The sequence below is a fragment of the Actinomadura sp. J1-007 genome (assembly GCF_009793335.1).
Classification (GTDB): Bacteria; Actinomycetota; Actinomycetes; order Streptosporangiales; family Streptosporangiaceae; genus Spirillospora; species Spirillospora yumaensis.
The window spans coordinates 2,879,952-2,901,244 of record NZ_WING01000001.1 but is presented as its reverse complement, the minus strand read 5'-3'; the positions used below and the strand labels follow the sequence as shown (position 1 = coordinate 2,901,244).

General features: G+C 69.7%; 11 protein-coding genes and 2 pseudogenes. 4 read left to right on the top strand and 9 right to left on the bottom strand.

Features of this window, described 5'->3' with window-relative positions; translation table 11 throughout:
* Positions 1–8 precede the first annotated feature (8 nt).
* The 4 genes from GEV43_RS13090 to GEV43_RS13075 all read right to left on the bottom strand — a co-directional run bounded on the left by GEV43_RS13090 (position 9) and on the right by GEV43_RS13075 (position 6,907).
* On the bottom strand, positions 9–1,169 hold the full coding sequence (locus GEV43_RS13090; protein ID WP_160820928.1) for a nitrous oxide reductase family maturation protein NosD: 1,161 nt from the start codon (positions 1,167–1,169) through the stop codon (positions 9–11).
* 69 nt (positions 1,170–1,238) lie between these two features.
* Positions 1,239–3,269, bottom strand: coding sequence for a right-handed parallel beta-helix repeat-containing protein (locus GEV43_RS13085; protein WP_160820927.1), 2,031 nt, complete (start codon positions 3,267–3,269; stop codon positions 1,239–1,241).
* Between the two features lies 1 nt (position 3,270).
* Positions 3,271–5,589, bottom strand: a complete 2,319-nt coding sequence (locus GEV43_RS13080; RefSeq protein WP_160820926.1) for a nitrous oxide reductase family maturation protein NosD — start codon at positions 5,587–5,589, stop codon at positions 3,271–3,273.
* 49 nt (positions 5,590–5,638) lie between these two features.
* Positions 5,639–6,907 (bottom strand): glycosyltransferase family 2 protein, encoded by a 1,269-nt coding sequence (locus tag GEV43_RS13075; protein WP_206681152.1) that lies wholly within the window; start codon positions 6,905–6,907, stop codon positions 5,639–5,641.
* A gap of 550 nt (positions 6,908–7,457) precedes the next feature.
* On the opposite strand from GEV43_RS13075, the pseudogene GEV43_RS13070 reads away from it, so the two are divergent.
* Together GEV43_RS13070 and GEV43_RS47230 are read left to right on the top strand one after the other, a co-directional pair.
* Positions 7,458–9,292, top strand: a pseudogene (locus GEV43_RS13070) (acyl-CoA dehydrogenase).
* Positions 9,293–9,530: 238 nt separating this feature from the next.
* Positions 9,531–11,111 (top strand): OmpA family protein, encoded by a 1,581-nt coding sequence (locus GEV43_RS47230; RefSeq protein ID WP_160820925.1) that lies wholly within the window; start codon positions 9,531–9,533, stop codon positions 11,109–11,111.
* 54 nt (positions 11,112–11,165) lie between these two features.
* On the opposite strand, the pseudogene GEV43_RS13060 reads toward GEV43_RS47230, so the two are convergent.
* The 3 genes and pseudogenes from GEV43_RS13060 to pdhA form a co-directional block, all read right to left on the bottom strand.
* A pseudogene (locus GEV43_RS13060) lies at positions 11,166–12,562 on the bottom strand (dihydrolipoamide acetyltransferase family protein).
* Positions 12,563–12,628: 66 nt separating this feature from the next.
* Positions 12,629–13,609: an alpha-ketoacid dehydrogenase subunit beta gene (locus GEV43_RS13055; protein ID WP_160820924.1), complete on the bottom strand. Its 981-nt coding sequence runs from the start codon at positions 13,607–13,609 to the stop codon at positions 12,629–12,631.
* Positions 13,606–14,736, bottom strand: a complete 1,131-nt coding sequence (gene pdhA / locus GEV43_RS13050) for a pyruvate dehydrogenase (acetyl-transferring) E1 component subunit alpha (RefSeq protein ID WP_160820923.1) — start codon at positions 14,734–14,736, stop codon at positions 13,606–13,608. Before pdhA ends, GEV43_RS13055 begins: the two co-directional genes overlap by 4 nt.
* A gap of 1,004 nt (positions 14,737–15,740) precedes the next feature.
* Here pdhA and GEV43_RS56050 point away from each other — a divergent pair.
* Together GEV43_RS56050 and GEV43_RS13040 are read left to right on the top strand one after the other, a co-directional pair.
* Positions 15,741–16,283: a DUF397 domain-containing protein gene (locus GEV43_RS56050; RefSeq protein ID WP_375539089.1), complete on the top strand. Its 543-nt coding sequence runs from the start codon at positions 15,741–15,743 to the stop codon at positions 16,281–16,283.
* A gap of 89 nt (positions 16,284–16,372) precedes the next feature.
* Positions 16,373–17,050, top strand: a complete 678-nt coding sequence (locus GEV43_RS13040) for a hypothetical protein (protein WP_160820921.1) — start codon at positions 16,373–16,375, stop codon at positions 17,048–17,050.
* A gap of 74 nt (positions 17,051–17,124) precedes the next feature.
* Here the strand turns inward: GEV43_RS13040 and GEV43_RS13035 are convergent, their stop codons facing one another.
* Both GEV43_RS13035 and GEV43_RS13030 read right to left on the bottom strand, forming a co-directional pair.
* Entirely contained in the window at positions 17,125–19,497 is a 2,373-nt protein-coding gene (locus tag GEV43_RS13035; protein ID WP_160820920.1) for a hypothetical protein, read from the bottom strand.
* Between the two features lie 111 nt (positions 19,498–19,608).
* Positions 19,609–21,228, bottom strand: coding sequence for a hypothetical protein (locus GEV43_RS13030; RefSeq protein ID WP_160820919.1), 1,620 nt, complete (start codon positions 21,226–21,228; stop codon positions 19,609–19,611).
* Positions 21,229–21,293 lie beyond the last annotated feature (65 nt).

Sequence of the window (21,293 nt, the reverse complement as noted above, 5' to 3'; positions counted from 1 at the left end):
CTAGCCGCCTAGCCGCACTTGCCCTTCGAGGTCAGCTGACCGCCCTGCACCTTGTTGTCGCAGCCGATCGTGTTGCCGCCCTTGGTGTCGTTGATGCCGACCCCCTTGCCCCCGGCGAGGTCGATGGTGTTGCCCTTGAACACGTTGCCCTTGCCCCAGCCGGCCTGGATCTCGTGGACCTGGAAGCCGTCCATCGGGGTCTTGGTGCCCTTGTTGCCCTCAAGGACGTAGTTGTTGCCCTTGACGTCCACCCACGAGTCGTTGTGCTTGTCGCCGCCGGTCGCCGACCCGTCGAACACGTTCCCGATGATCTTGCCGCCGGTGGTGCCCTCCTTGATGTCGATGGCCTCGGCGGTCGCGCGGATCACGTTGCCGCGCACGACGTTGTTGTCGCTCTTGTCCGGCTTGCCGCCGGAGATCTTCTGCCAGTTCGACTCCGCAGTGCCGAGGTAGACGCCCTCGCCGAACTTCTCGCGGCGCAGCCCGGTGTTGTAGATCTTGTTGTACTGGACGGTGTTGCCGGTGGAGAAGTTGCGGAAGTGGATGGCCTCGTCCCCGATGTCGTGCACCTCCAGGCCCTGCACCATGGACCCGTTGCTGGTGTCGGCCATCACGCCCTTCTGGCTGTTCTGCACCGTGAAGCCGATGAGCCGCCAGTAGTTGGCCTTGTTGAGGTGGAACGCGTAGCCCTTCTTCGGGCCGCCGCCGTCGAGGATCGCGCCCTTGTCGCCGCACAGGTAGATCGGCTGCTGCGCCGTCCCCGACGCCGTCGCGACGAACTTGCCCTCGTACTTGCCGGGGTTCATCTTGATGACGTCGCCGGCCTGGGCGCCCTTGACGGCCTGCTCCAGCTCCTGCGCGCTGCCGACCGTCTTGGTCGGCTTCGGGCACTCGACCTTGCCCGCGCCCTCGGGCACCGGCAGCGCGGGCGCCGCGCCGGGCTGCGCGCCGCCGCCCTTGCCGCCGCCGTCGCCCTCGTCGCCGCCGGTCTCCTCGCCGGCCCCCGGCGCCGAGCCGGCGCCCGCGGCCGGGCCGTTGCCCGCCACGTCCTTGGTCTTGCCGTCGTCGTCGTCGTCGCCTCCGCCGACGAACAGGAAGACCAGCCCTCCCACGACCACCGCGCCGACCAAAAGGCCCACGAGGAACTTCACGTCGATCTTGATCGTCATTGCTGAACTACTCCTTGGCTGACCTCTGGTGCGACCGCTCGTGCGACCGACTGCCCGCGCCCGGCACGGCTAACGGCCGGCGCGCGCGCCCACCCGTTCCCCGCCGTGCTGGGAGCCCTGCTGCGGGACGGTAGTGGCACGGCGCAGCAGCCGCACCGGGCGCTCTTCGAGCTTGTCCTGGTGCTCGTACGGGTGCGCGCCGCGCCGCCCGATCCGCAGCCCCGCCCCCCTGGACCGGAACATCGACACCGCCACCAGGAGGAACACGCTGGCCCAGATCACGTTCATCGGCTTGAAGACCCGCTTCATCCAGGTCCAGAAGCCCGCGGTCTTGTGCCAGCCCTTGGTGTTGTTGCCCACGTTCTGCCACTTGCCGGTGGCGCGGTCGACGTCCATCGCGCTCGGGCCCGCGCCGCTCAGGGTGTTGCCCGTGAGGTTGGTCGCGTTGACGTTGCCGCGCAGCGTCAGGCCGTGCCGCTTGGCCGACTGCACCGTGTTGCCGCTCAGCGTCCCGTTGGAGTCGCGCAGGTACAGCGCGGTCTCGGTGCCGGTGACGAAGTTGCCCGACAGCGTCGCCGCGGTGACGTTGTCGCGCAGCACGATGCCCTGCCGCTTCGGCCTGCTCACCTGGTTGCCCGCGATCTGCACGCGGGTGGCGTCGTCGCGGGCGACGATGCCCATGTCGCCGCCGGTGATCCGGCTGTTCTGCACGACGACGTTGTCGCCGCCGAGCAGCTCGACGCCGTACCGGCGGTTGTTCTTGGCCACGCTGCTGCTGACCAGGTTGCCGCCGAAGCTGGTGATCGACTCGCCGGACGCGGACGGGCCGTCGGCGAGCGCCTGCCCGTTCAGCGTGAAGCCGTTGCCGCCGTTCGACTCGGCCACGCAGTTGGTGACGCGGACGCCCTCGGTGCCGCGCGACAGCACGAAACCGTCGCCGCGCGAACGGGTGACCGTCGTGTTCTCGATCGTCGCGTTCTTGGCGAACCGGTGCAGCAGCACCCCGTGCACCAGGCTGTTGCGGATCGCGTTGTTGGTCAGCAGCGTCTGGTTGGACGCGGTGACGAAGATGCCGTACGCGTTGCCGTCGAACGTCGAGTGGTCGACCGCGCCGCTCACCAGGTTGGCCGCCGGCACGTGGAACGAGCCGCCACCGCCGCCGCCCCCGGCGGGGCTGACCTCGACCTCCTCGCGGTTGCCGCGGGTCGCCTCGCGGCCCCCGTTCGGCAGCATCACCGCGTTCGGCGCGCCGCCCGCGGACCGCTCGGCCGCCGCGTCCGGGCGGTCCGAGCCGGTCAGCGCGACGCCGCCGGTGCGCCCGCTCCAGAACCCCAGGTTGGAGACCTGGGTGTACTTCATGGTGAACTCGCCGCCGATCGCGCGGATGTAGGCGCGGCCGTCGGACACCTGCGTGTCGGGCTTGCGGGTGTCCTCGTTCCAGCTGGTGAACCGCACAGGGTTCTGCGCCGACCCGTTGATCTTGACGGTGCCGCCGGCGCTGACGATCGAGGCGAACGCCCCCGGGACGCTGCGCATCCGGATCGTCAGCGGGCCGGTCGAGCTCTGGAGGATCAGCTTGCCGCCCGCGCCGACCATGATGTTGACGCTGAGCAGGTACGACCCGTCGCTCTGCTTCTGGAAGTCCTGCCCGCCGAGCTTCTCCAGCTCGGCGACGTAGTACGGCTGGCGGCGCTGCGGGAGCATCAGCGTCCGGCCGTTCGACGAGGTCAGCAGCCGCGGCGAGCGGGCCTGCTGCGCGGCGGTGCCGCCGCCCGCCAGGTCGGACTCCTGCTTGGCGCGGGTCGTCATGACCCGCATGTCCTCCTGGTCGACCAGCGTCGACTGCTGCCGCGCCGAGTCGGCCGACACCTCGTTGACGTCGGGCAGGTCGGACGACCCGTCCGACATCGTCTTGTAGAGGTACGTGCCGCCGCCCGCGAGGCCGAGCACGACGATCGTCGTCACGACCTTGCCGAGCCGTCCCGACTTGCGGGGCGGCGCCTCACCGTGCTTCGGGCCGGTGCCGGCTGCTCCGGCGGGCGCGGCCGTGCCGGTCGCGCCGGCGTTCGCGCCGCCTCCGTGCTTGGGGCCGGTGGCCATGTCAGACCCCCTTCCGTTGTCCGGGCGCGGGAACGCCGTGGCGGGGCGTCGGGTGCGGTGGCGTCTGCGGCGGTGGAACGGGCCGCGGCCCCGTCGTCTGCGAGGAGTGCGGCGCGACCGGCTGCGGGCCCCGCGGCTGCGGCATCACCGGCGGGACGGGCGGCGCGCCCTGGGGCTGCGGCGGCCCGGCGACCCGCTTGCCGTTCCCGCCGGTCCCTTGCGCGCCGTTGCCGCCGTTGCCGTTGCCGCCGTTCGCGCCGGGCCCGTGGCCGTTAGCGCCGGAGACGCCGCCCGGCACCGTCTGCGGCACGCCCGGTCCGCCGGGGGGCGGGGGAGAGGCGTGCCGCCCGGCGACCGGCTGGCCCGGGACGCCCCGTCCCGCGACCGGCTGGCCCGGCATCGGGCGCGGCGCGGGCTGGCCCGGACGGCCCGGCGCGGGCTGGCCGCCCGGCATCGGGCGCCCGGCGACCGGACGGCCCGGCGGGGGCTGCCCGGGGCCGCCCCGCCGCCGCGGCAGGCTCCACACCTGCCGCTTCTCCATCGGCTGCTGGAGCGCGTACGGGTGCAGGCCCGTCCGCCCGATCCGCAGCCCGCCGTTGCGGGCCCGGAACATCGAGAACGCCACCATGAGCAGCACGGCCGCCCAGATCATGTTCAGCGGCGTCATGTACCGCTGGGCCTTCATCCACAGCGAGGCGGTGTCGGTCCAGTGGTCGGTGTCGTTGTCCTCCTTGGTCACCTCGCCGTGCGCCCGCGAGCTGCTCACCGCGCTCGTGCCGCGCCCGCTGAGGGTGTTGTTGCGCACCTCGGAGCCGCCCGCCGAGCCGATCAGGCTGATGCCGTGCGAGGTCGCCCCGCGCACCACGTTGCCGACGAGCTTGCCGGACGCGTTGCGCATGTAGACGCCGGTGTGCGGCCCGGAGATCGTGTTCCCGGCGACGCTGGCGTCCTCGACCCCGTCGCGCAGCGCGATGCCCTGGCGGACCTGCCCGGTGAGCTGGTTGCCGGAGATCTGCACCGCGGTCGCGCCGGACCGCACGACGATCCCCATGTCGCCGCCGATGACCTTGCTGTTCTGCACCGACAGCTTGTCGCCGCCCATGAGCTCGATGCCGTAGTGGCCGTTGTCCTTGGCGACGCTGTTGTTGATCGAGCTGTCGCCGAAGCTCTCCAGCGACTCGCCGGACGCCGACGGGCCGACCGCGAGCGCCTGCCCGTTGACGGTGAACCCGTTGTGCCCGTTCCGCTCGGCGGTGCAGTTGGTGACGCGGACCTTCTCGGTGGCGCGCGACAGCACGAACCCGTCGCCCGCGCTGCCGGTGACCGTGGTGTTGGAGATGTTGGCGTTCTTGGCGAACCGGTGCATGACCAGCCCGTTCACCAGGCTGTTCTCGATCCGGTTGTTGGTGACCTGGGTCTGGTTGGAGCCGGAGACGAACAGCCCGAACGCGTCGCCGCTGATCGTGCTGTTGTCGATCGCGCCGGTCACCAGGTCGGCGGCCGGCACGTGCGTGGCGGTGCCGCCCGGCTTCTCGGTCTCGATGTCGCCCGGACCGCCGCCGCCCCCGCTGCCGCCGTTCTTGTTGCGCTCGACGCGCTGCTTCTTGTTGGCGTGCCGCTGGTCCTTGTTGAGGTGCTTGACCGCGCTCGCCGGACGGTCGGTGCCGGTCAGCGCGATGCCGCCCGTACGGCCGGACCAGAAGCCGAGGTTGGACACCTTGGCGTACTTCATCTTGAAGTCGCCGCCGACCGCGCGGATGTAGGCGCGGCCGTCGGCCACCTGCGTGTCGGGCTGCCGCGACTGCGGGTTCCAGCTCGTGATCTGCGCCGGCGAGCGCTGCGTCCCGGAGATCTGGATGCTGCCGCCGAAGCTCACGATGGAGCTGAACGCGCCGGGCACGCTGCCCATCCGGAGGGTGAACGGCCCGCCGGACGGGTTCTGGAGCAGCAGCTTGGCGCCGTCGGCGAGGAAGACGTGGATGCCGAGGACGTACGACCCGTCCGCCTGCCGCTGGAAGTACTTGCCCCCGTACCGCTGGAGGTCGGCCACGGTGTACGACTTGCCGCTGTTGACCGCGGGCAGCACCAGCGTCTTGCCCTGCGCCGAGCCGAAGATCTGCGGGCGCTTCCACGTCGCGGTGGCCGCGCCGCCGATCATCAGGATCGCGGCCAGCACCGACCGCGTCTGCATGATCCGCTGGTCCTCCTGGTCGACCAGCGTGGCCTGCCGCTTGGCGTCGGCCACCGGGTCGGCGTGCGCGGCGGCGGCGCCGAGGCCGGGCCCGGGGGCGAACGGGACGGCGGAGAGGCCGACACCCATGGCGAGGCCCGCGGACAGGGCCCGCGGCCCTATCGGACGCACCCTCAATTCAGCCCACTCCCTGGAGCGTGCCGGCGCTCTGCCCGGCCCCGCCGACCTGGTCGGAGGAGCGGGTCAGCCAGCCCTGCTTGTTCATCGTCACGAACGCGTACAGCTTGATCGGCAGCGAGATCCCGATGATGACCAGCGCGGTCAGCGGGAGCAGCAGGATCTCGCCGGGGTGCCGCTTCAGGTGGGAGTAGCCGCGCAGCCCGCGGCCGAGCAGCACCCAGCCGAGCGCGAGCGTGATGCCGAGCGGGTGCCAGTTGTCCATCAGCCGGCTGAAGACGAGGTAGCCGAGCGTGACGCCCATGGTCACCGGGGTCAGCAGGATCTGGAGGACGGTGACCTTGGTGACGAACGGCGTCTTCCACAGCCAGCCCTTCCACAGGGCCGTCAGGTAGCAGCGGTAGGAGTTGCGGCTCCACCGGACGCGCTGCTTGATGAACGCGCTGAACTTGTCGGGGAACATCGAGATCGCGCGCGCGGACGACTGGTGCACGGTCTTGTAGCCCTGCGAGAGGGTCAGCCAGGTGAGGCGGCCGTCGTCGCCGGCGATGCAGCGGCGGCCGAGGAAGAACTCGTTCTCCAGGTTCTCCACGACCGGCAGGATCACCGAGCGGCGGTACGCGGCGGTGCGCCCGGACAGGCAGGCGACGCCGCCCTTGGAGCCCATCGCGGGGACGTAGTCGTAGTAGCGCAGGTTGACCAGCCAGTCGGCGATGCGGCGCCACACGCTGGTGGTGCGCTGGTAGACGTTCTGCTGGGTGCCGACGCCGCCGACCTGGGGGTCCTCGAACGGCATCTGCACCGCGTCGAGCAGGCCGGGCTGCCACCGGGTGTCGGAGTCGGCGAACACGATGATCTCGCCGCGCGCGGCCCGGATGCCGACGCCGAGCGCGGAGCGCTTGCCGGAGTGCTCGTAGACCAGCACGTGCAGGCGCGGGTCGGTGACCTGGGCGAGCCGGCGGTGCCCCTCGGTGTCGCCGACGTCGATCACGATGATGACCTCGCTGGGGTTCTGGGACAGCCAGGACTCCAGGCACTGCATCAGGATCTCGGGGTCCTCCCGGTAGGAGGGGACGACGACCGAGACGGTGGTGCGGAAGTTGTTGACGACCGGCTTGTCCATCCGGGACAGCACCACCCGGTAGAGCCAGAGCCCCCAGACCAGCAGCCCCGCGAATCCCAGCGGAACGAACTTCCGCCAGTCACCGCCGGCCGTCGCGCCGGCGATCGCTCCCCAGGCGTCATTGAGCCACCCCGTGACAGACGACAAGACGAAACTCCCTCTCCTTGAGCGGCACCGGGGAGACCAGCTGACCCTTGCGGCCCCGTGCCACCTCCAGTAAGAGTGAGCATCCAAGCAAAAGGTTCATGATTGCCAGATCCGGCCAGGTACGTCCGAGAAGGTCGGTTCAATACCGGTTTTGCCGGGACAACGTCAAGCGATCACAGCCAAATGTTCCGGAATTGTCGCTGTCGACATCCCATAGCCGGGCGCACGACATACTTCCGAAACACCCGACCAAGAGTTGACAGAGCTGTATAGAGCCGTCTGTCGCTTTTGTAGCTCTGTGTCCGTTTCTGTGGCACCGGCGGGTGAGGGTTCCGAAGCACACTGTGATTTGCGTCACTTTTCTGCCTCCACGGGCTCCTCGGAGCCCTGAGCTTCGCAAATCGGGCGTTCCCGTTGGGTTGTCAGTGGTTACCAGCGGGTAGCATGATGTCGAGTTACTGACCAGTACGTCGCGCGGGGCCCCCGGCCGCCGCCGGATTGGTCCCCAGGGCGGCGGGGCGCGGCCCTGGGGGGCGAAGGAGAGGGTTCGATGGGGCACTACAAGAGCAACCTCCGGGACCTGGAGTTCAACCTCTTCGAGGTGTTCGGCCGCCAGGAGCTCCTCGGCACCGGCCCCTACGCGGAGCTGGACGAGGAGACCGTGCGCAGCATCCTCGACGAGGTGAACCGGCTGGCCGAGGGCCCGCTCGCGGAGTCGTTCGAGGACGCCGACCGCAACCCGCCGAAGTACGACCCGGCGACGAGCGCCGTCACGATGCCCGAGGGCTTCAAGAAGTCGTTCAAGGCGTGGATGGACGCCGAGTGGTACCGGCTCGACCTCGCCCCGAGTTCGGCGGCAGCGGCGCCCCCCGCTCCCTGACCTGGGCCGTCGCCGAGCAGGTGCTGGGCGCCAACCCGGCCGTCTACATGTTCGCCTCCGGCCCCGGCTTCGCCCAGATCCTCTGGCACATCGGCACGCCCGACCAGAAGCGCTTCGCCGAGCTGGCCCTCGAACGGCAGTGGGGCGCCACGATGGTGCTGACCGAGCCCGACGCCGGCTCCGACGTCGGCGCCGGCCGCGCCAAGGCCGTCCAGCAGCCCGACGGCACCTGGCACATCGAGGGCGTCAAGCGCTTCATCACCTCGGCCGAGCACGACATGGCCGAGAACATCTTCCACCTGGTGCTGGCCCGCCCCGAGGGCGCCGGCCCCGGCACCAAGGGCCTGTCGATGTTCCTCGTGCCGAAGTACATGGTGGACCTGGAGACCGGCGAGCTCGGCGACCGCAACGGCGCGTACGTCACCAACGTCGAGAAGAAGATGGGCCTGAAGGTCTCCACGACCTGCGAGCTCACCTTCGGCGAGAAGGAGCCCGCCGTCGGCTACCTCGTCGGCGACGTGCACCAGGGCATCAAGCAGATGTTCCTGGTCATCGAGTACGCCCGGATGATGGTCGGCACCAAGGCCATCGCCACCCTGTCCACCGGCTACCTCAACGCGCTGGAGTACGCCAAGGAGCGGGTGCAGGGCGCCGACCTCACCCAGATGACCGACAAGACCGCCCCCCGCGTCACCATCACGCACCACCCCGACGTGCGGCGCAGCCTGATGACGCAGAAGGCGTACGCCGAGGGGATGCGGGCGCTGGTCCTGCTCACCGCCTCGTACCAGGACGCGGTGCAGGTCGCCGAGTTCGAGGGCCGCAAGGACGAGGTGGCGGAGAAGGTCAACGACCTGCTCCTGCCGATCGTCAAGGGCTTCGGCTCCGAGCGGGCGTACGCGCTGCTCGGCGCGGAGTCGCTCCAGACCCTCGGCGGCTCGGGCTTCCTCCAGGAGTACCCGATCGAGCAGTACATCCGGGACTCCAAGATCGACACCCTGTACGAGGGCACCACCGCGATCCAGGGCCAGGACCTGTTCTTCCGCAAGATCCTCCGGGACAACGGCGAGGCCCTCAAGGTGCTCTCCGGCGAGATCAGGGCGTTCGCCGAGTCCGAGGCGGGCAACGGCCGGCTGAAGGCCGAGCGCGCGCTGCTCGCCAAGGGCCTGGACGACGTCCAGGGCATCCTGGACCCGATGGTCGGCTGGGCGCTCGGCTCCATGGAGAACCCGAAGGAGCTCTACAAGGTCGGGCTCAACACCTCGCGCCTGCTGCTCGGCCTCGGCGACCTCATCGTCGCCTGGCTGCTCTGCCGCCAGGCCGAGGTCGCCCTGGCCAAGCTCGGCGGCGGCGACGTCTCCGACTCCGACAAGGCGTTCTACACCGGCAAGGTCGCGGCGGCGCAGTTCTTCTGCCAGACCGTCCTGCCGCGCCTCGCCTCCGACCGCGCCGTCACCGAGGCCACCACCCTCGACGTGATGGAGCTGCCGGAGGAGGCGTTCTGAGACCACCTCCGCCTCCCGCGGAACGGTGAGACGGCCCCCGATCGCGCACCCGCGCGGACGGGGGCCGTCGCGTTCGCCCCGGCGCCGCGAACGCGTCATGCGGGTGTCATGGGGTCCGGTGCGTGGTTCGGGTGGGATCACTACTCTTGGCCGGGTCCGTCCGCGCCCCGCGCCCGAAGGAAGCCCCCCGCGCTTCCCGAAGGGAATCCGTCCGAGCCCCCAAGGAACCGGAGAGCCGATGCCGGCCCGCAGACTCCACGCTCCCCTCGCCGTCTCCCTCACCGGGCTGCTGCTCGCCGCAGGCTGCTCCGACTCCAGCAAGGCGGAGAAGAGCGACCCGCCCAAGGTGAAGCCGGGCGCGGCCACCCAGCCGCAGCAGCAGAACGGGTCGTACGAGAAGGAGGGCTGGTTCGGGGCCGCCGACGGGCTGCACGCCCGCGTCCAGATCAAGGGCGTCGAGCGGCAGAGCGGCAAGTCGGTGCTGAAGTACAGCGTCACCTCGCTCGACTCCGCGCCGAAGTCCGTGCCGTTCACCGTGCAGCTCCTCGACCCGGTCGGCCGCAAGCTCTACCGGCCGATCGCCGCGACCGCGGGCGAGCAGTTCCCGCCGAACGCGCCGCGCGAGATGGCCGCCGAGTACCCGCCGCTGCCCGCCGGCGTCCAGAAGGTCACCGCGATCACGCCCGGCACCGCCGGGGAGTTCACCGGCGTCCCCGTGACCGGCTCCGGCGACGCGCCCGCCACGTCCACCACCCCGCCCGCGGGCGGCACGGGCGGCACCACTCCGGCGGGCACCGCCCCGGCGGGCACCGCGCCGGCCGGCGGCACGGGCGGCACCGCGCCCGCGAGCGCCACGGGCGGCGCGCCCGCCGCCGGGGGCGCCAACCCCGCCGAGCTGTACGACATCACCGAGGGCGAGATCAAGGACGTCACGTCCAGCGGCTCCGACGTCACCATGAACCTGCGCACCGACGTGCTGTTCGCGTTCAACTCGGCCAAGCTGTCGGGCCGCGCCAAGTCGGTGCTGGACGACGCCGCCAAGGAGATCAAGGAGAAGGCCGACCCGAACAAGCGGCCCCTGACGTTCAACGGCCACACCGACAGCAAGGGCAGCGACCAGTACAACCTCAAGCTGTCCCGCGAGCGCGCCGAGAGCGTGATGAAGGAGCTGAAGAACCGGCTCGGCGGCGCGTTCAAGTACTCCGCGCACGGCAAGGGCGAGGCCGAGCTGATCGCCAAGGAGGGCGGCGCCGACGACGCCAAGGCCCGCGCCCGCAACCGCCGCGTCGAGATCTCCTACGAGGTCAGGCAGCAGGCCGACGGCGCCACCAGCGCCTCCACGGCCGCCGCGGACGGCCGGGGCGGAACCGTCCGCCCCGCCGACTTCCGCGCGCAGGACGGCAAGACCGTCGCGAGCCGCTTCGGCCGGTTCGGCGGCGACAAGCGGCGGCTGGACGTCAAGCCGTTCTACCGCGACGGCGCCTACATCGTCGCCGTGTTCGACCTGGTCAACGAGGGCCCCGGCACCACGCCGCCGGACGCCGCGTACGCGCACAAGGACTACCCGGGCGGCGCGTTCACCTCGTTCTCGGTCTCCGCGCCCGGCGGCAAGGACGTCTTCCGCGCCGTCCGCGTCGGGCCCGCCGCCACCGGCAGCGCCCCGAGCACCTACCTCGACCCGGGGCGCGCCACGTTCCGCACGGCCGTCAACCAGCCGGTCCGGGGCTTCGCCTACATCCCCGCGCCGCCCGGCCCGATCTCCTCGGTCGTCTTCGACGGCGGCCCGTTCGGCAAGGTCAACAACGTGCCTGTGTCCTGACTCCGCGCGTCCGCGGGGTCCGGCCGACGCCCGGCCGGACCCCGCGCCGCCCGGCTAGCCCCAGGCGAGCATGCGGATGGGGTCCTCCAGCATGTCGCCGACGTCGCGCAGGACCTTGGAGCCGAGCTCGCCGTCGATCACGCGGTGGTCGAACGACAGCGACAGCGTGGTCACCTTGCGGATCGCCAGCTCGCCCTCGTGCACCCACGGCAGGTCGCGGATCTGGCCGAACGCCAGGATCGCCGACTCGCCGGGCGTGATGATCGGGGTCCCGGTGTCCACCCCGAACACCCCCACGTTCGTGATCGTGATCGTCCCGTCGGTCAGGTCGGCGGGCGTCGCCTTCCCCGCCCGCGCGGTCTCGGTCAGCGCCGTCAGCGCGCGCGCCAGGTCCGGCAGGGACAGCGCGTGCGCGCTCTTGACCTTCGGAACGATCAGGCCCCGCTCGGTGGCCGCCGCGATGCCGAGGTTGACGTGGTGCTTGACCACGATCTCCGCGCCGTCCGGGCCGTCCCGCCACGTCGCGTTCACCATCGGGTTGCGCGCCACCGCCGTCAGCAGCGCCTTGGCGACCAGCAGCAGCGGCGAGACCTTGACCTCGGCGAACTCGGGCAGCTCGCGCAGCCGCCGCACGGTCTCCATCGTCCGCGTGACGTCCACCTGGAGGAACTCGGTGACGTGCGGCGCGGTGAACGCCGAACCGCTCATCGCCGCGGCCGTCGCCTTCCGCACCCCCTTGACCGGGATCCGCTCCTCGGACGGCGCCGCCTGCGCGGGCACCCTGGGCGCCGCGGGAGCCGCGGGCGCCTCGGTCGCGGAACGCACGTCGTCCCGCGTGATGGAGCCCTGCGGCCCCGTCCCGGTGACCGTGCGAAGATCCACACCGAGGTCCTTGGCCAGCTTCCGCACGGGCGGCTTGGCCAGCGGCAACGCGTTGTCCACACCCTGTGGACGAACGACCGGCTCCGCCTCCCGAGCAGGAGCCGCCGGAGCCGCCGGGGCAGCCGCCGGAGCCGCCGAGCCGTTGGTCCCGGGCTTGCGCGGACGCCGCTTGGTCGCGCCCGGCTTGACGCCGTAGCCGACCAGCACCGGCTGCCGCTTCGGCTCGTCCGGCGTGACCATCCCCGGCTCGTTCACCGCGGGGACCATGTCCTCCTTCAACGACTCGGGGGCTCCGCCGTCGCCTGGACCTCGCCGCCGGCCTCCCCGCCGACGTCCACCGCGATGATCGGGACGCCCACGTCCACCGTGTCGCCCTCGTTCACCATCAGCTCGGTGACCACGCCCTCGAACGGGCACGGCAGCTCGACGACCGCCTTCGCCGTCTCGATCTCCATGATCGTCTGGTTGACCTCGACCGTGTCGCCCGCGCGCACGTGCCACTTGACGATCTCGGCCTCGGTGAGGCCCTCGCCCACGTCGGGCAGGTTGAACAGCTTCACGTCGCTCATCGGCTCACTCCCCGTCCGGCTCCGGGCGCCGGGTGGGCGCCGTGCTCCCTCGCTGCCACGCCCCGCTCACCACGCGAACGTCCGGTCGACGGCGTCCAGGATCCGGTCGAGGTCGGGCAGGTAGTCGTCCTCGTTCCGCGACGGCGGGTACGGCGTGGAGAAGCCGCCGACCCGCAGGACCGGCGCCTCCAGCCGGTAGAAGCACCGCTCGGTGATCCGAGCCGCGAGCTCGGCGCCGTACCCGTTGAACACCGGTGCCTCGTGCACGACCACGCACCGCCCGGTGCGGTTCACCGACTCCACGACCGTCTCGACGTCCAGGGGGTTCAGCGAGCGCAGGTCGATGACGTCCAGCGAACGGCCGTCGTCCTCCGCCGCGCCCGCCGCCTCCAGGCACGTCTTGACCGTCGGGCCGTACGCCAGGACCGTCACGTCCTCGCCGGGCCGTACGAAGCGCGCCTTGTGCAGCGGCGTCCAGTCGGTGGAGTCCACCTCGACCGGCGCCTTGTCCCAGTAGCGCCGCTTCGGCTCGAAGAAGATCACCGGGTCGGGGGACGCGATGGACTGCTGGATCATGGAGAACGCGTCGGCCGGGTTGGAGCAGGTGACCACCCGCAGCCCAGCGGTGTGCGTGAAGTACGCCTCGGGCGACTCGGAGTGGTGCTCGACGCCGCCGATCCCGCCGCCGCACGGGATGCGGATCACCACCGGCAGCCCGACCTTGCCGAGCGAGCGCATGTGCATCTTCGCGAGCTGCGTGATGATCTGGTCGGCCGCCGGGAACACGAACCCGTCGAACTGGATCTCGCATACCGGCCGGTACCCGCGCAGCGCCAGCCCGATCGCCGTACCGACGATGCCCGACTCCGCCAGCGGCGTGTCGATCACGCGCTCCTCGCCGAAGTCCTTCTGGAGCCCGTCGGTCACCCGGAAGACGCCGCCGAGCTTCCCGACGTCCTCGCCCATGACGATGACCTTCGGGTCGTTCTCCATGGCCTTGCGCATGCCCTCGTTGAGCCCCTTGCCCAGGGTCAGCGTCTCGGTCACGAGGCCACCTCCTCGAAGGACGCCAGGTAGGCGGCGAACTGCTCCTGCTCCTCGGTCATCAGCGGATGCGGCTCCGCGTACACGTTCTCGAACATCGTCAGCGGCCCCGGATCGGGCAGCGCCAGGCACGCCTTGCGCAGCTCCGTCGCGATCTGCTTGGCCTCGTCGTCCACCTTCCCGAAGAAGCCGGGGTCGGCCAGGTCGCCCCTGACCAGGTACGCCTTGACCCGTTCGATCGGGTCCTTGAGCTTCCAGGCCTCCTCGTCGGCCTTGAGCCGGTACCGCGTGGGGTCGTCGGTCGTCGTGTGCGCGCCCATCCGGTAGGTGTACGCCTCGATCAGCGTCGGGCCCTGCCCCGTCCGGGCGTTCTCCAGGGCCTTGCGCGTGACCGCGAGGCAGGCGAACACGTCGTTGCCGTCCACCCTGAGCCCCGGGAACCCGTACCCCTGGGCCCGCTTGAACAGCGGGATCCGCGACTGCCGCTCCAGCGGCTCGGAGATGGCCCACTGGTTGTTCTGGCAGAAGAACACGATCGGCGCGTTGAACACGGACGCGAACACGAACGCCTCGTTCACATCACCCTGCGAGGTCGCCCCGTCGCCGAAGTACGCGATGGTCGCCGTGGCCTTGTCGGTCCCCAGCACCCCGTCCCGCTGGACGCCCATGGCGTACCCGGCGGCGTGCAGGGTCTGGCTCCCGATCACGATCGTGTACAGGTGGAACCCGTGCTCCGCGGGATCCCATCCGCCATGGTTGACGCCCCGGAACAGCCCGAGCAGGTTGAGCGGCTCGACCTCCCGGCACCACGCCACCCCGTGCTCCCGGTACGTCGGGAACACCATGTCGTTCGCGGCCAGGGCCCGCCCCGACCCGATCTGCGCGGCCTCCTGCCCGAGCAGCGAGGCCCAGACCCCGAGCTCGCCCTGCCGCGTCAGCGCGACGGCCTCCTGGTCGATCCGCCGGACGATCACCAGGTCGCGGTAGAGCCCGCGCACCTCCTCGGCCGTCAGCTCCAGCGGGTAGTCGGGATGCTCGACACGCTCCCCCTCGGGGGTCAGGAGCTGAACGAGCTCGGGCCCGCCCGCCTCCGCTGTGTCCGGCGCGCCGCGTACGGAGTCGATCGTCATCGATGACACTCCTCGTTCGGGGCCGGAACGCGGGATCGCCGCACGCCGGCCGACGTCAGTGGCCCGCCCCCAGGTAAGGGGACGAAACCGCCAAAGCCCATCGTGGCAGACATCACACTAAGGGACGCAAGCCCCGACCCCCGAGTTCCTACCCCATTTCCCCCACCCGAGCCCGCCCGCAGGGCCACCCTCCACGCCCCGTCACCCCCCGATCACGCACATCCCCCGACAGAACCGGGGCCGCCCCGACGGGTACGCGTGTACGCCAGCAGCCCCCTCGCCGCCCACCCCGCAACCGCGGCCCGCGAAACCCGAAACACCCGCACCATCACAGTCGCGTCAACAACTCAGAAAGCCCGCCATCCACCAGCAGACATCCAGATCTCCATGGCACCGCCCCACGACCTCGGCGACCTCATCCACCGGAAACCGCACGGTCCCCGTGACCGGCGAGGCCACCACGCACCCGCCCCGGCCGAACGAGCACGCTGACCTCAGCCCGCACCACCAACACAGCCATGTCGCCCCCACCAACGCCGCCCACAACCCCCGCCCCACCAACGCCGTCTCCAACACCCGCACCGCCATCGGACACCTCCACCCGCGCGGCCTCTCCGGGAACAGGCACGGCCCCGTACCCGACGTCCCCTCCCAACCACGATCGAGACCTGTGAACGCCCCACGACCGGCCGTACTCCGCACTCAACCCGCCGTACTCCGCACTCAACGCGGAAGGAAGCGAACGACTCAGGGCGCTGGCGATGGCGACCCGCCAACCAGGCCGGTGGGACGCGTACGCCGACACACGATCCACACGGTTACGCGGCCTACATCGGACTGGAGTCCGCAGCGAAGTCGTTGCGCTGTCACCACGCTCTGGTCGTCAAACGGCCTTCTCCAAACGGCGGCCAACTGGCCCTGTCCGCGCTCGGAACCGACGACTCTCTGGCGCTGATCAAAATCCGGCCAGGCGCACCCGACTCGGGCCAAAGTATGACGAATAAATATGGACAAGACGGGACCGCCGCGGCGCAGGAGCACCCGCTCCGCACCAAGGTGCGAACTGCGTGGATGCCGCCCGCCTGGTCGGGGCCGGCGTCGCGATACGTGACTCCAAGAACCCGGGCGGGCCGATGCTGGTCACGAAGGCACCGGGTGGCGCTCCCTCATCGCAGACATCAAGTCCGGCGCCCACCACCTCACCTGACCCTGACCGCCCCCGCCTTCGTCGGCGGACACGTTCCTTCGCGCGGGGTCGCCTGGCATCATCGACCCGTGCGTTACAACAGGGTCATCGCTGCTGTAGCCCTCCTCGGAGCGCTGGGCTCTTCCTGCACCTCCGAGAAGCCCAAGGATGCCTTCAACCCCACCCGAAGCCGACCCGGCTCGGCCAGGTAGTCACCATCGCCGGGGACTACAAGGTTCGTGGTGAGCCGCGAGACGGCGAGTACGCGCTGCGGACGAGTGCGTATGGTGATGGAGGACTCGCCATTGGCGGGACGGGACTCCCTATTTCGGTGTCCTCTCCGGCGGGGACAGCCGCATAGCCCATGTTGATTCGACCGGCCGGCTCGCCACTTGGAAGCTGGGCAACATTCCCAATCAGTTGGACGTCCAGGGGGATGCGCTCTGGCTCATGAGTTCGTTCAGTGGGCTGGACCTCACGCGAGTCTCGTTGAAGACGCTCAAGCAGGAGGTCTATGTCTCATGGAAGAGCAGGCTGCCTGGGCGATTGGCGGTGAAATCGCCTTCAGGGCGGCCCATCGCCGATGATGAGCGATCGCGGCTCGACCGATACTGGGCTGGTTCCCGGTTCGTCTTGCGGAGCGACGGGGTTCCGGTCCTCGTTTCCAAGGCGGGAGATCTCTTCGAGGTCGCACAGCACGGCGAACTTCGCCAGTGGCATCCTTCCGGATACGAATCGGCGTTGCGAAAAGCGTCCGGTGGGAAGATTCTCGATCCTACATTCGCCACGCGAGATCGCAGCGGGGGCCTGATTCTGTTGGGGCGGAGGGGCCTGGTTCGCGTTCCCCGCGACGCAGGTGCCTCCGGCGTCGCCTTCCCTGAATCGACTGCGAAGCTCCCTCCCTGGACAGGCGCCGCGGCGCTGAATGACGGATCAATTCTTCTGCTCGGCGGAACGACGGCGACGGGGCACACGCCCAGGCCGACCTTGGAGAAACCCGACGGGACGATGGTGCGCCTGGACTGGGGCGCGCCCAGGTCATGTGCCGAGTTCGACGGCTCGCTGGCGGTCATCGGATCGGCGAAACCGGGGGAGTCGCCGTCCGGCCGGACGGAAGCGTCGTCATGAGTGACAAGGTCTGCGGTCGAGTCTACGCCTTCAGACCGCCTAAAGACATGGCGGGGAAGTCGTATAACTGAGATTCACTTCGGCGGAGGGGCGTTGTTGTTGACGGAAGTCACCGTACGGTCAATGAGGGAAAGTCCGGTCATAGACCTGCCCTCTTTTTCGGATGATATGGCAAAAGGTTTCTCGGTGGCCCAGTTCTGCACGGCATTCCGATCGGCCTCGGTAAGTTGACTCTTGCGTATGATCGCGTCTATCTCCCGGTTCCCCGTGTGGCCGCCGTGGTTGGCCGCGTAGCCTCGCACGAGATCGACGTAAAGCTGGTTCCCGTAGTCTGAGTTCTTCTCATTGATTGCTTCCATCTGCTTGTCGAACTCTTTGTACTTCACGTTCTCGAGGGCTATGCCGGTGCCCACGCCGTAGGTTTCGCTGAGTAGCGGCGCCTCGCCCGCCGGCGTGGCGCTGATGGTGCTGCCCACCAGGTCGCGAAGAATGCCGAGCTTGGTCTTCGCGTCGTCGTACTCCTTCTGCGTGATCTTCTCTCGCTCGGTCAGTTCCTTGAGATAGGCGCGGATCAGACTGCCTTCGAGGTAACCGGCCCGAGTGGTGGCGTCTTCGATCAACCCGGTGCGGAATCCGTGCGCGTAAAGCTGCACACGGTAGCGTTGGGCGTCGTATGCGAGTAGTGCCCAGGCCTTCTTGTCGTTGGCGAAGGTGCGCAGAAAGTTCTGAATCTCGCTTCCGCCCAGGCTGACGTACCGGTGGCCGGTGGCCGCGTCGGTTCGTACCGATCCCGTACCCCCGGTCACGATACTGGCCAGCCCGAATACCGGGATGTACATGCGAGCGGTCTGCAAGAGCCCTGACGTCAAGCCCGTGCCGAGTTCAGCGTCGTACTGTCTGGTGTGAGTCATCCAGCCGGGACGCCCGCTTTGTCGCGGCAGTATTCCGAAGGGGTCGCGGGCGTTGTTCCTCGTCAAGAAGGTGTTCACCAGTGGTCGGCCTTTGTCGTTCCACCAGGCGACCGACTGCATGATCGCAGCGGCGTTGGTGGCGGCCTCGTTCTCGTGGCCCTGCCCCGGAGTGGTGGCGAGCTTGATGACGGCGCCGGCGGCGGTTCCAGAATCGGGCCAGTCGGGCGCCACCAGGAGGGAAGCATAGGTTCCGCCGATGCCTCGGGTAAGCCAGGTCAAGGGCTTGGCCTTCTCGGCGTCCTTGATGGTGAACGCTTTTTCCAACTCCGTGGCGGCCAGAGTTCGGGCGGCTGTCGTGTCCTTTTGAAGAGCTATCCGGCCCAGGACGTTGAGGGCGGGATCGTACTCGCTCAGCTGTTTCGGGTCGCCGCTGTGGATACTGCCGCCCAGGCCCCAGGCTTCCCACCAGCGACCGCTCCTCTCGTTGAGGACGGCTGTTTGCTTGTCTCCGGCCTTGCCGGGAATGGTCTCGGTGATGCCGTACGACGGGTACTTCTGCCGCCAGCGGAGAGCCGCTTTGGCCATGTCGACCAGGACGGAGGAGCTCCATTTGACGTTGGGTGCGCTCAGGCCCACCAAGAGCGCCTGGCCTGGGAGGTCGGAGCCGATGGGGCCGAGGGCTTGGTTGATGGTGTGGCGGGTGTTCTTTTGGCGGGAGAGGGCTGCAAGGGCTGTGCCGATGTCGCCTAGGAGGCGTTTGTCGTCGGCTGAGAGGGGTTTGCCGCTGCGTTGGTGGAGGGTGTAGGCGAGCTTGCCTATGGAGCCGGCTGGGACGCTGGTGAAGAAGTTGTTGGTGTACGTGCGGTTCTTCGCGTTCTCCCGGAGGGTGGCGGCTATCTCCTTGAGGAGTTGCGGGGTAGCGGCGTTCGGGTCTTTCAGGTTTCTGGCGAACGCCTTGCCTTGGAGGGTGCCTAGGTCGGCCAGTTCCTTGCTGCCGAAGCGTTCGACGTCCGGGACCTTGGAGAGACCGCCGCCAGAGACCAGGAGCGTGGGGTCGGCCTGGTTCTCGGCGTGGGCGTAGCGGATCCGGGTCCGCATGCGGCTCGCCTGCTCGCGGCACCAAGCCGCGCTCCGGTCGCACTGGCGGGTGCCGCTGTCGTGGCCGTGCAGGAGCGTCCGGATCCGGCGGCCGTGGGGTGGGAGGCCGTCGGCCGCGTAGTGGAGGGCGGTTTCTAGGCGTTCTAGGGCGGTGGGGGAGACGGAGGCTACGCCGGGGGTGCCTGAGGGGGGGTTGGTACGGGGGATTTCGGGGGTTGCGAGGACTAGGGGGGCGTGGTTGAGCTCTGAGGCCGTTTTCATGACCTGGTGCATCATTCGGCTCAGCGACCGGTTGTGGCCCTGGAGGTCCGTGGTGAACGAGGCGGCGGAGCCGCCTTGCCAGGTCTGGGGGCTCATCAGGCGGGTCACTTCGGTCATCAGGGAGGCGATCCCCTGGAGTTCCGTCTGGATCGCCTGGATATCGATCTTGGGTGCCACCGTGTCCCCTCCGCCCGTTGGGTCACAGATAGCGCAGGGGGTTCGGGAGCGTCAACGGGATTCGTTGACGGTGTTATCGACTTGGTTTGACGGGCGGGGGCAGATTTCGGGCTATTCGCGGGAGAGGGCTCGGGTGGCTCCGGCGGCCACGGTGAGGCCCAGGACCAGGCCCGCGGCCACGAGGAGGTTGGCTATCCATTGGTAGACGCCCTTGGGGGCGAATTCGACTTCCTGGCCCAGGCTTCCGATGGGGAGGAGGAGGTCGAGGGTGTAGAAGAACGCGTTGAAGTGCGGGTGGTGGCCGTCGTCCAGGACCGAGGGCTTGTGGAGGCTGAAAACGATGGTTCCGAACGCCAGGAGGCCGATCAGCCAGGAGGCGGCGCGGAACGGGCGGTAGCCGTAGCCGACCAGGATGTCCTGGAACCAGCCGACGGTTTTGCGCGGGATTCCCTGCGTGCTGCGGCGGTCGCGGGCCTTGGCCAGGAGGATCGAGCGGCCGTCGGCGTCGAGCCCTAGGGAACGGTACGTCTGTGCCAGGCGCTCGTACGGCTGCGGTTGGTATCCGTCGGTGTCGCGGCGGAGCCAGGCCAGGCGTTCACGGGCGGTGAGGGCCGGTTCGAGGTTTTCGTAGACGAGGCCGTCGAGTTGGAGGCGGGACGGCCATGTCGCGGCGTCGTCGCGTAGGAGGTTGAGGCGGGCGTACGAGAGGTCGGCGACGCCCGTGATGGGTTCGGCGGGGCGCAGGAGGAGTTCTTCGGCCTGGACGCGTTGGAGGCTGAGGGCCGTTCCGGGCTCGTGGCGGAGGCGGGCGCCGCGCAGGCTGAGCTGACCGGTGACGCGGGCCCCGGCGAAGCTGACGGCGCCGTCGGCGGTGAAGCCGTCGGAGCAGTAGATGTCGGTTTCGACGGTGAGGTCGTCGGCGTTGAGGGCGGTGTGCCCTGCGTGCTTGAGTTTGGCTCCGACGAACGAGAGATAGCCGCCCACGCGCGCTCCGCGTAGGCGCACTTCCCCTTCGGCTGTGAAGCCGCCGTCGCAGAAACCGTTCGCCGCGATATCGAGGCGGCTCGCGTAGAGGGCGACTCCGGACGGGTTGTGCAGGCGGGCTCCCCGGAAGATGAGCTGTCCTCCCACGCGCGCGCCCGGGAGGCGCACCTCGCCGTTGGCGGTGAAGCCCTGGTCGCAGTAGACGTTGGCGTCGACGGTGAGGCGGTCTGCCAGGAGGGCGTCGCCCCCGGGGTTGGACAGGTGAACGCCCGACATGTTGAGGATGCCGGTGATGTGGGCCCCGTCCAGCCAGAGGCCCCCGGAGATCGAGCTGCCTTCGAGCCACAGATGGCCGTCCACGCGGGTGCCGGACGCGATCAGCCCCGGCAGGCGGCAGCGCATCATGTGAACGCTGCTCATGTTGGCCCAGTACAGGTGCGGCGCCTCGTCGAACGCGCAGGCCGTGAGCGCCAGCGGGACGGAGACGTCGGCGTGGCCGAGGTTGAGGGAGCCGGTGACGCGGGCGCCGCTGAGCCGTACGGCGGCGACCTGGCCCGGTTCGGGGTCGACGGCGCCGGCGAGGAGCGCGACGAGGACCTCGGCGCGGACGACCCGTTCGGGACCCCAGCGGTCGGCGGAGCCCGGGTCGTTGAGCGTGGTGTCGGGCGACGAGAGGTCGACCGGCTCGCCGCTCGGGAACGCGTCCCAGAGACGGCGTTCCGGCGGGGACAGCTCGTCGAGGTTCATCTTGGCTCCGGGGGGAGGGATGGGCTCTGTCCGGCAATGGTGCCGTACGCTTCAGGGTCGTCAAC

Bases quoted from the DNA above. Each gene is read 5' to 3' on its own strand.
- GEV43_RS13090 (WP_160820928.1), bottom strand. From the start codon at position 1,169: ATGACGATCAAGATCGACGTGAAGTTCCTCGTGGGCCTTTTGGTCGGC.
- GEV43_RS13085 (WP_160820927.1), bottom strand. From the start codon at position 3,269: ATGGCCACCGGCCCCAAGCACGGAGGCGGCGCGAACGCCGGCGCGACC.
- GEV43_RS13080 (WP_160820926.1), bottom strand. From the start codon at position 5,589: ATGGGTGTCGGCCTCTCCGCCGTCCCGTTCGCCCCCGGGCCCGGCCTC.
- GEV43_RS47230 (WP_160820925.1), top strand. From the start codon at position 9,531: ATGCCGGCCCGCAGACTCCACGCTCCCCTCGCCGTCTCCCTCACCGGG.
- pdhA (WP_160820923.1), bottom strand. From the start codon at position 14,736: ATGACGATCGACTCCGTACGCGGCGCGCCGGACACAGCGGAGGCGGGC.
- GEV43_RS13040 (WP_160820921.1), top strand. From the start codon at position 16,373: ATGAGTTCGTTCAGTGGGCTGGACCTCACGCGAGTCTCGTTGAAGACG.
- GEV43_RS13030 (WP_160820919.1), bottom strand. From the start codon at position 21,228: ATGAACCTCGACGAGCTGTCCCCGCCGGAACGCCGTCTCTGGGACGCG.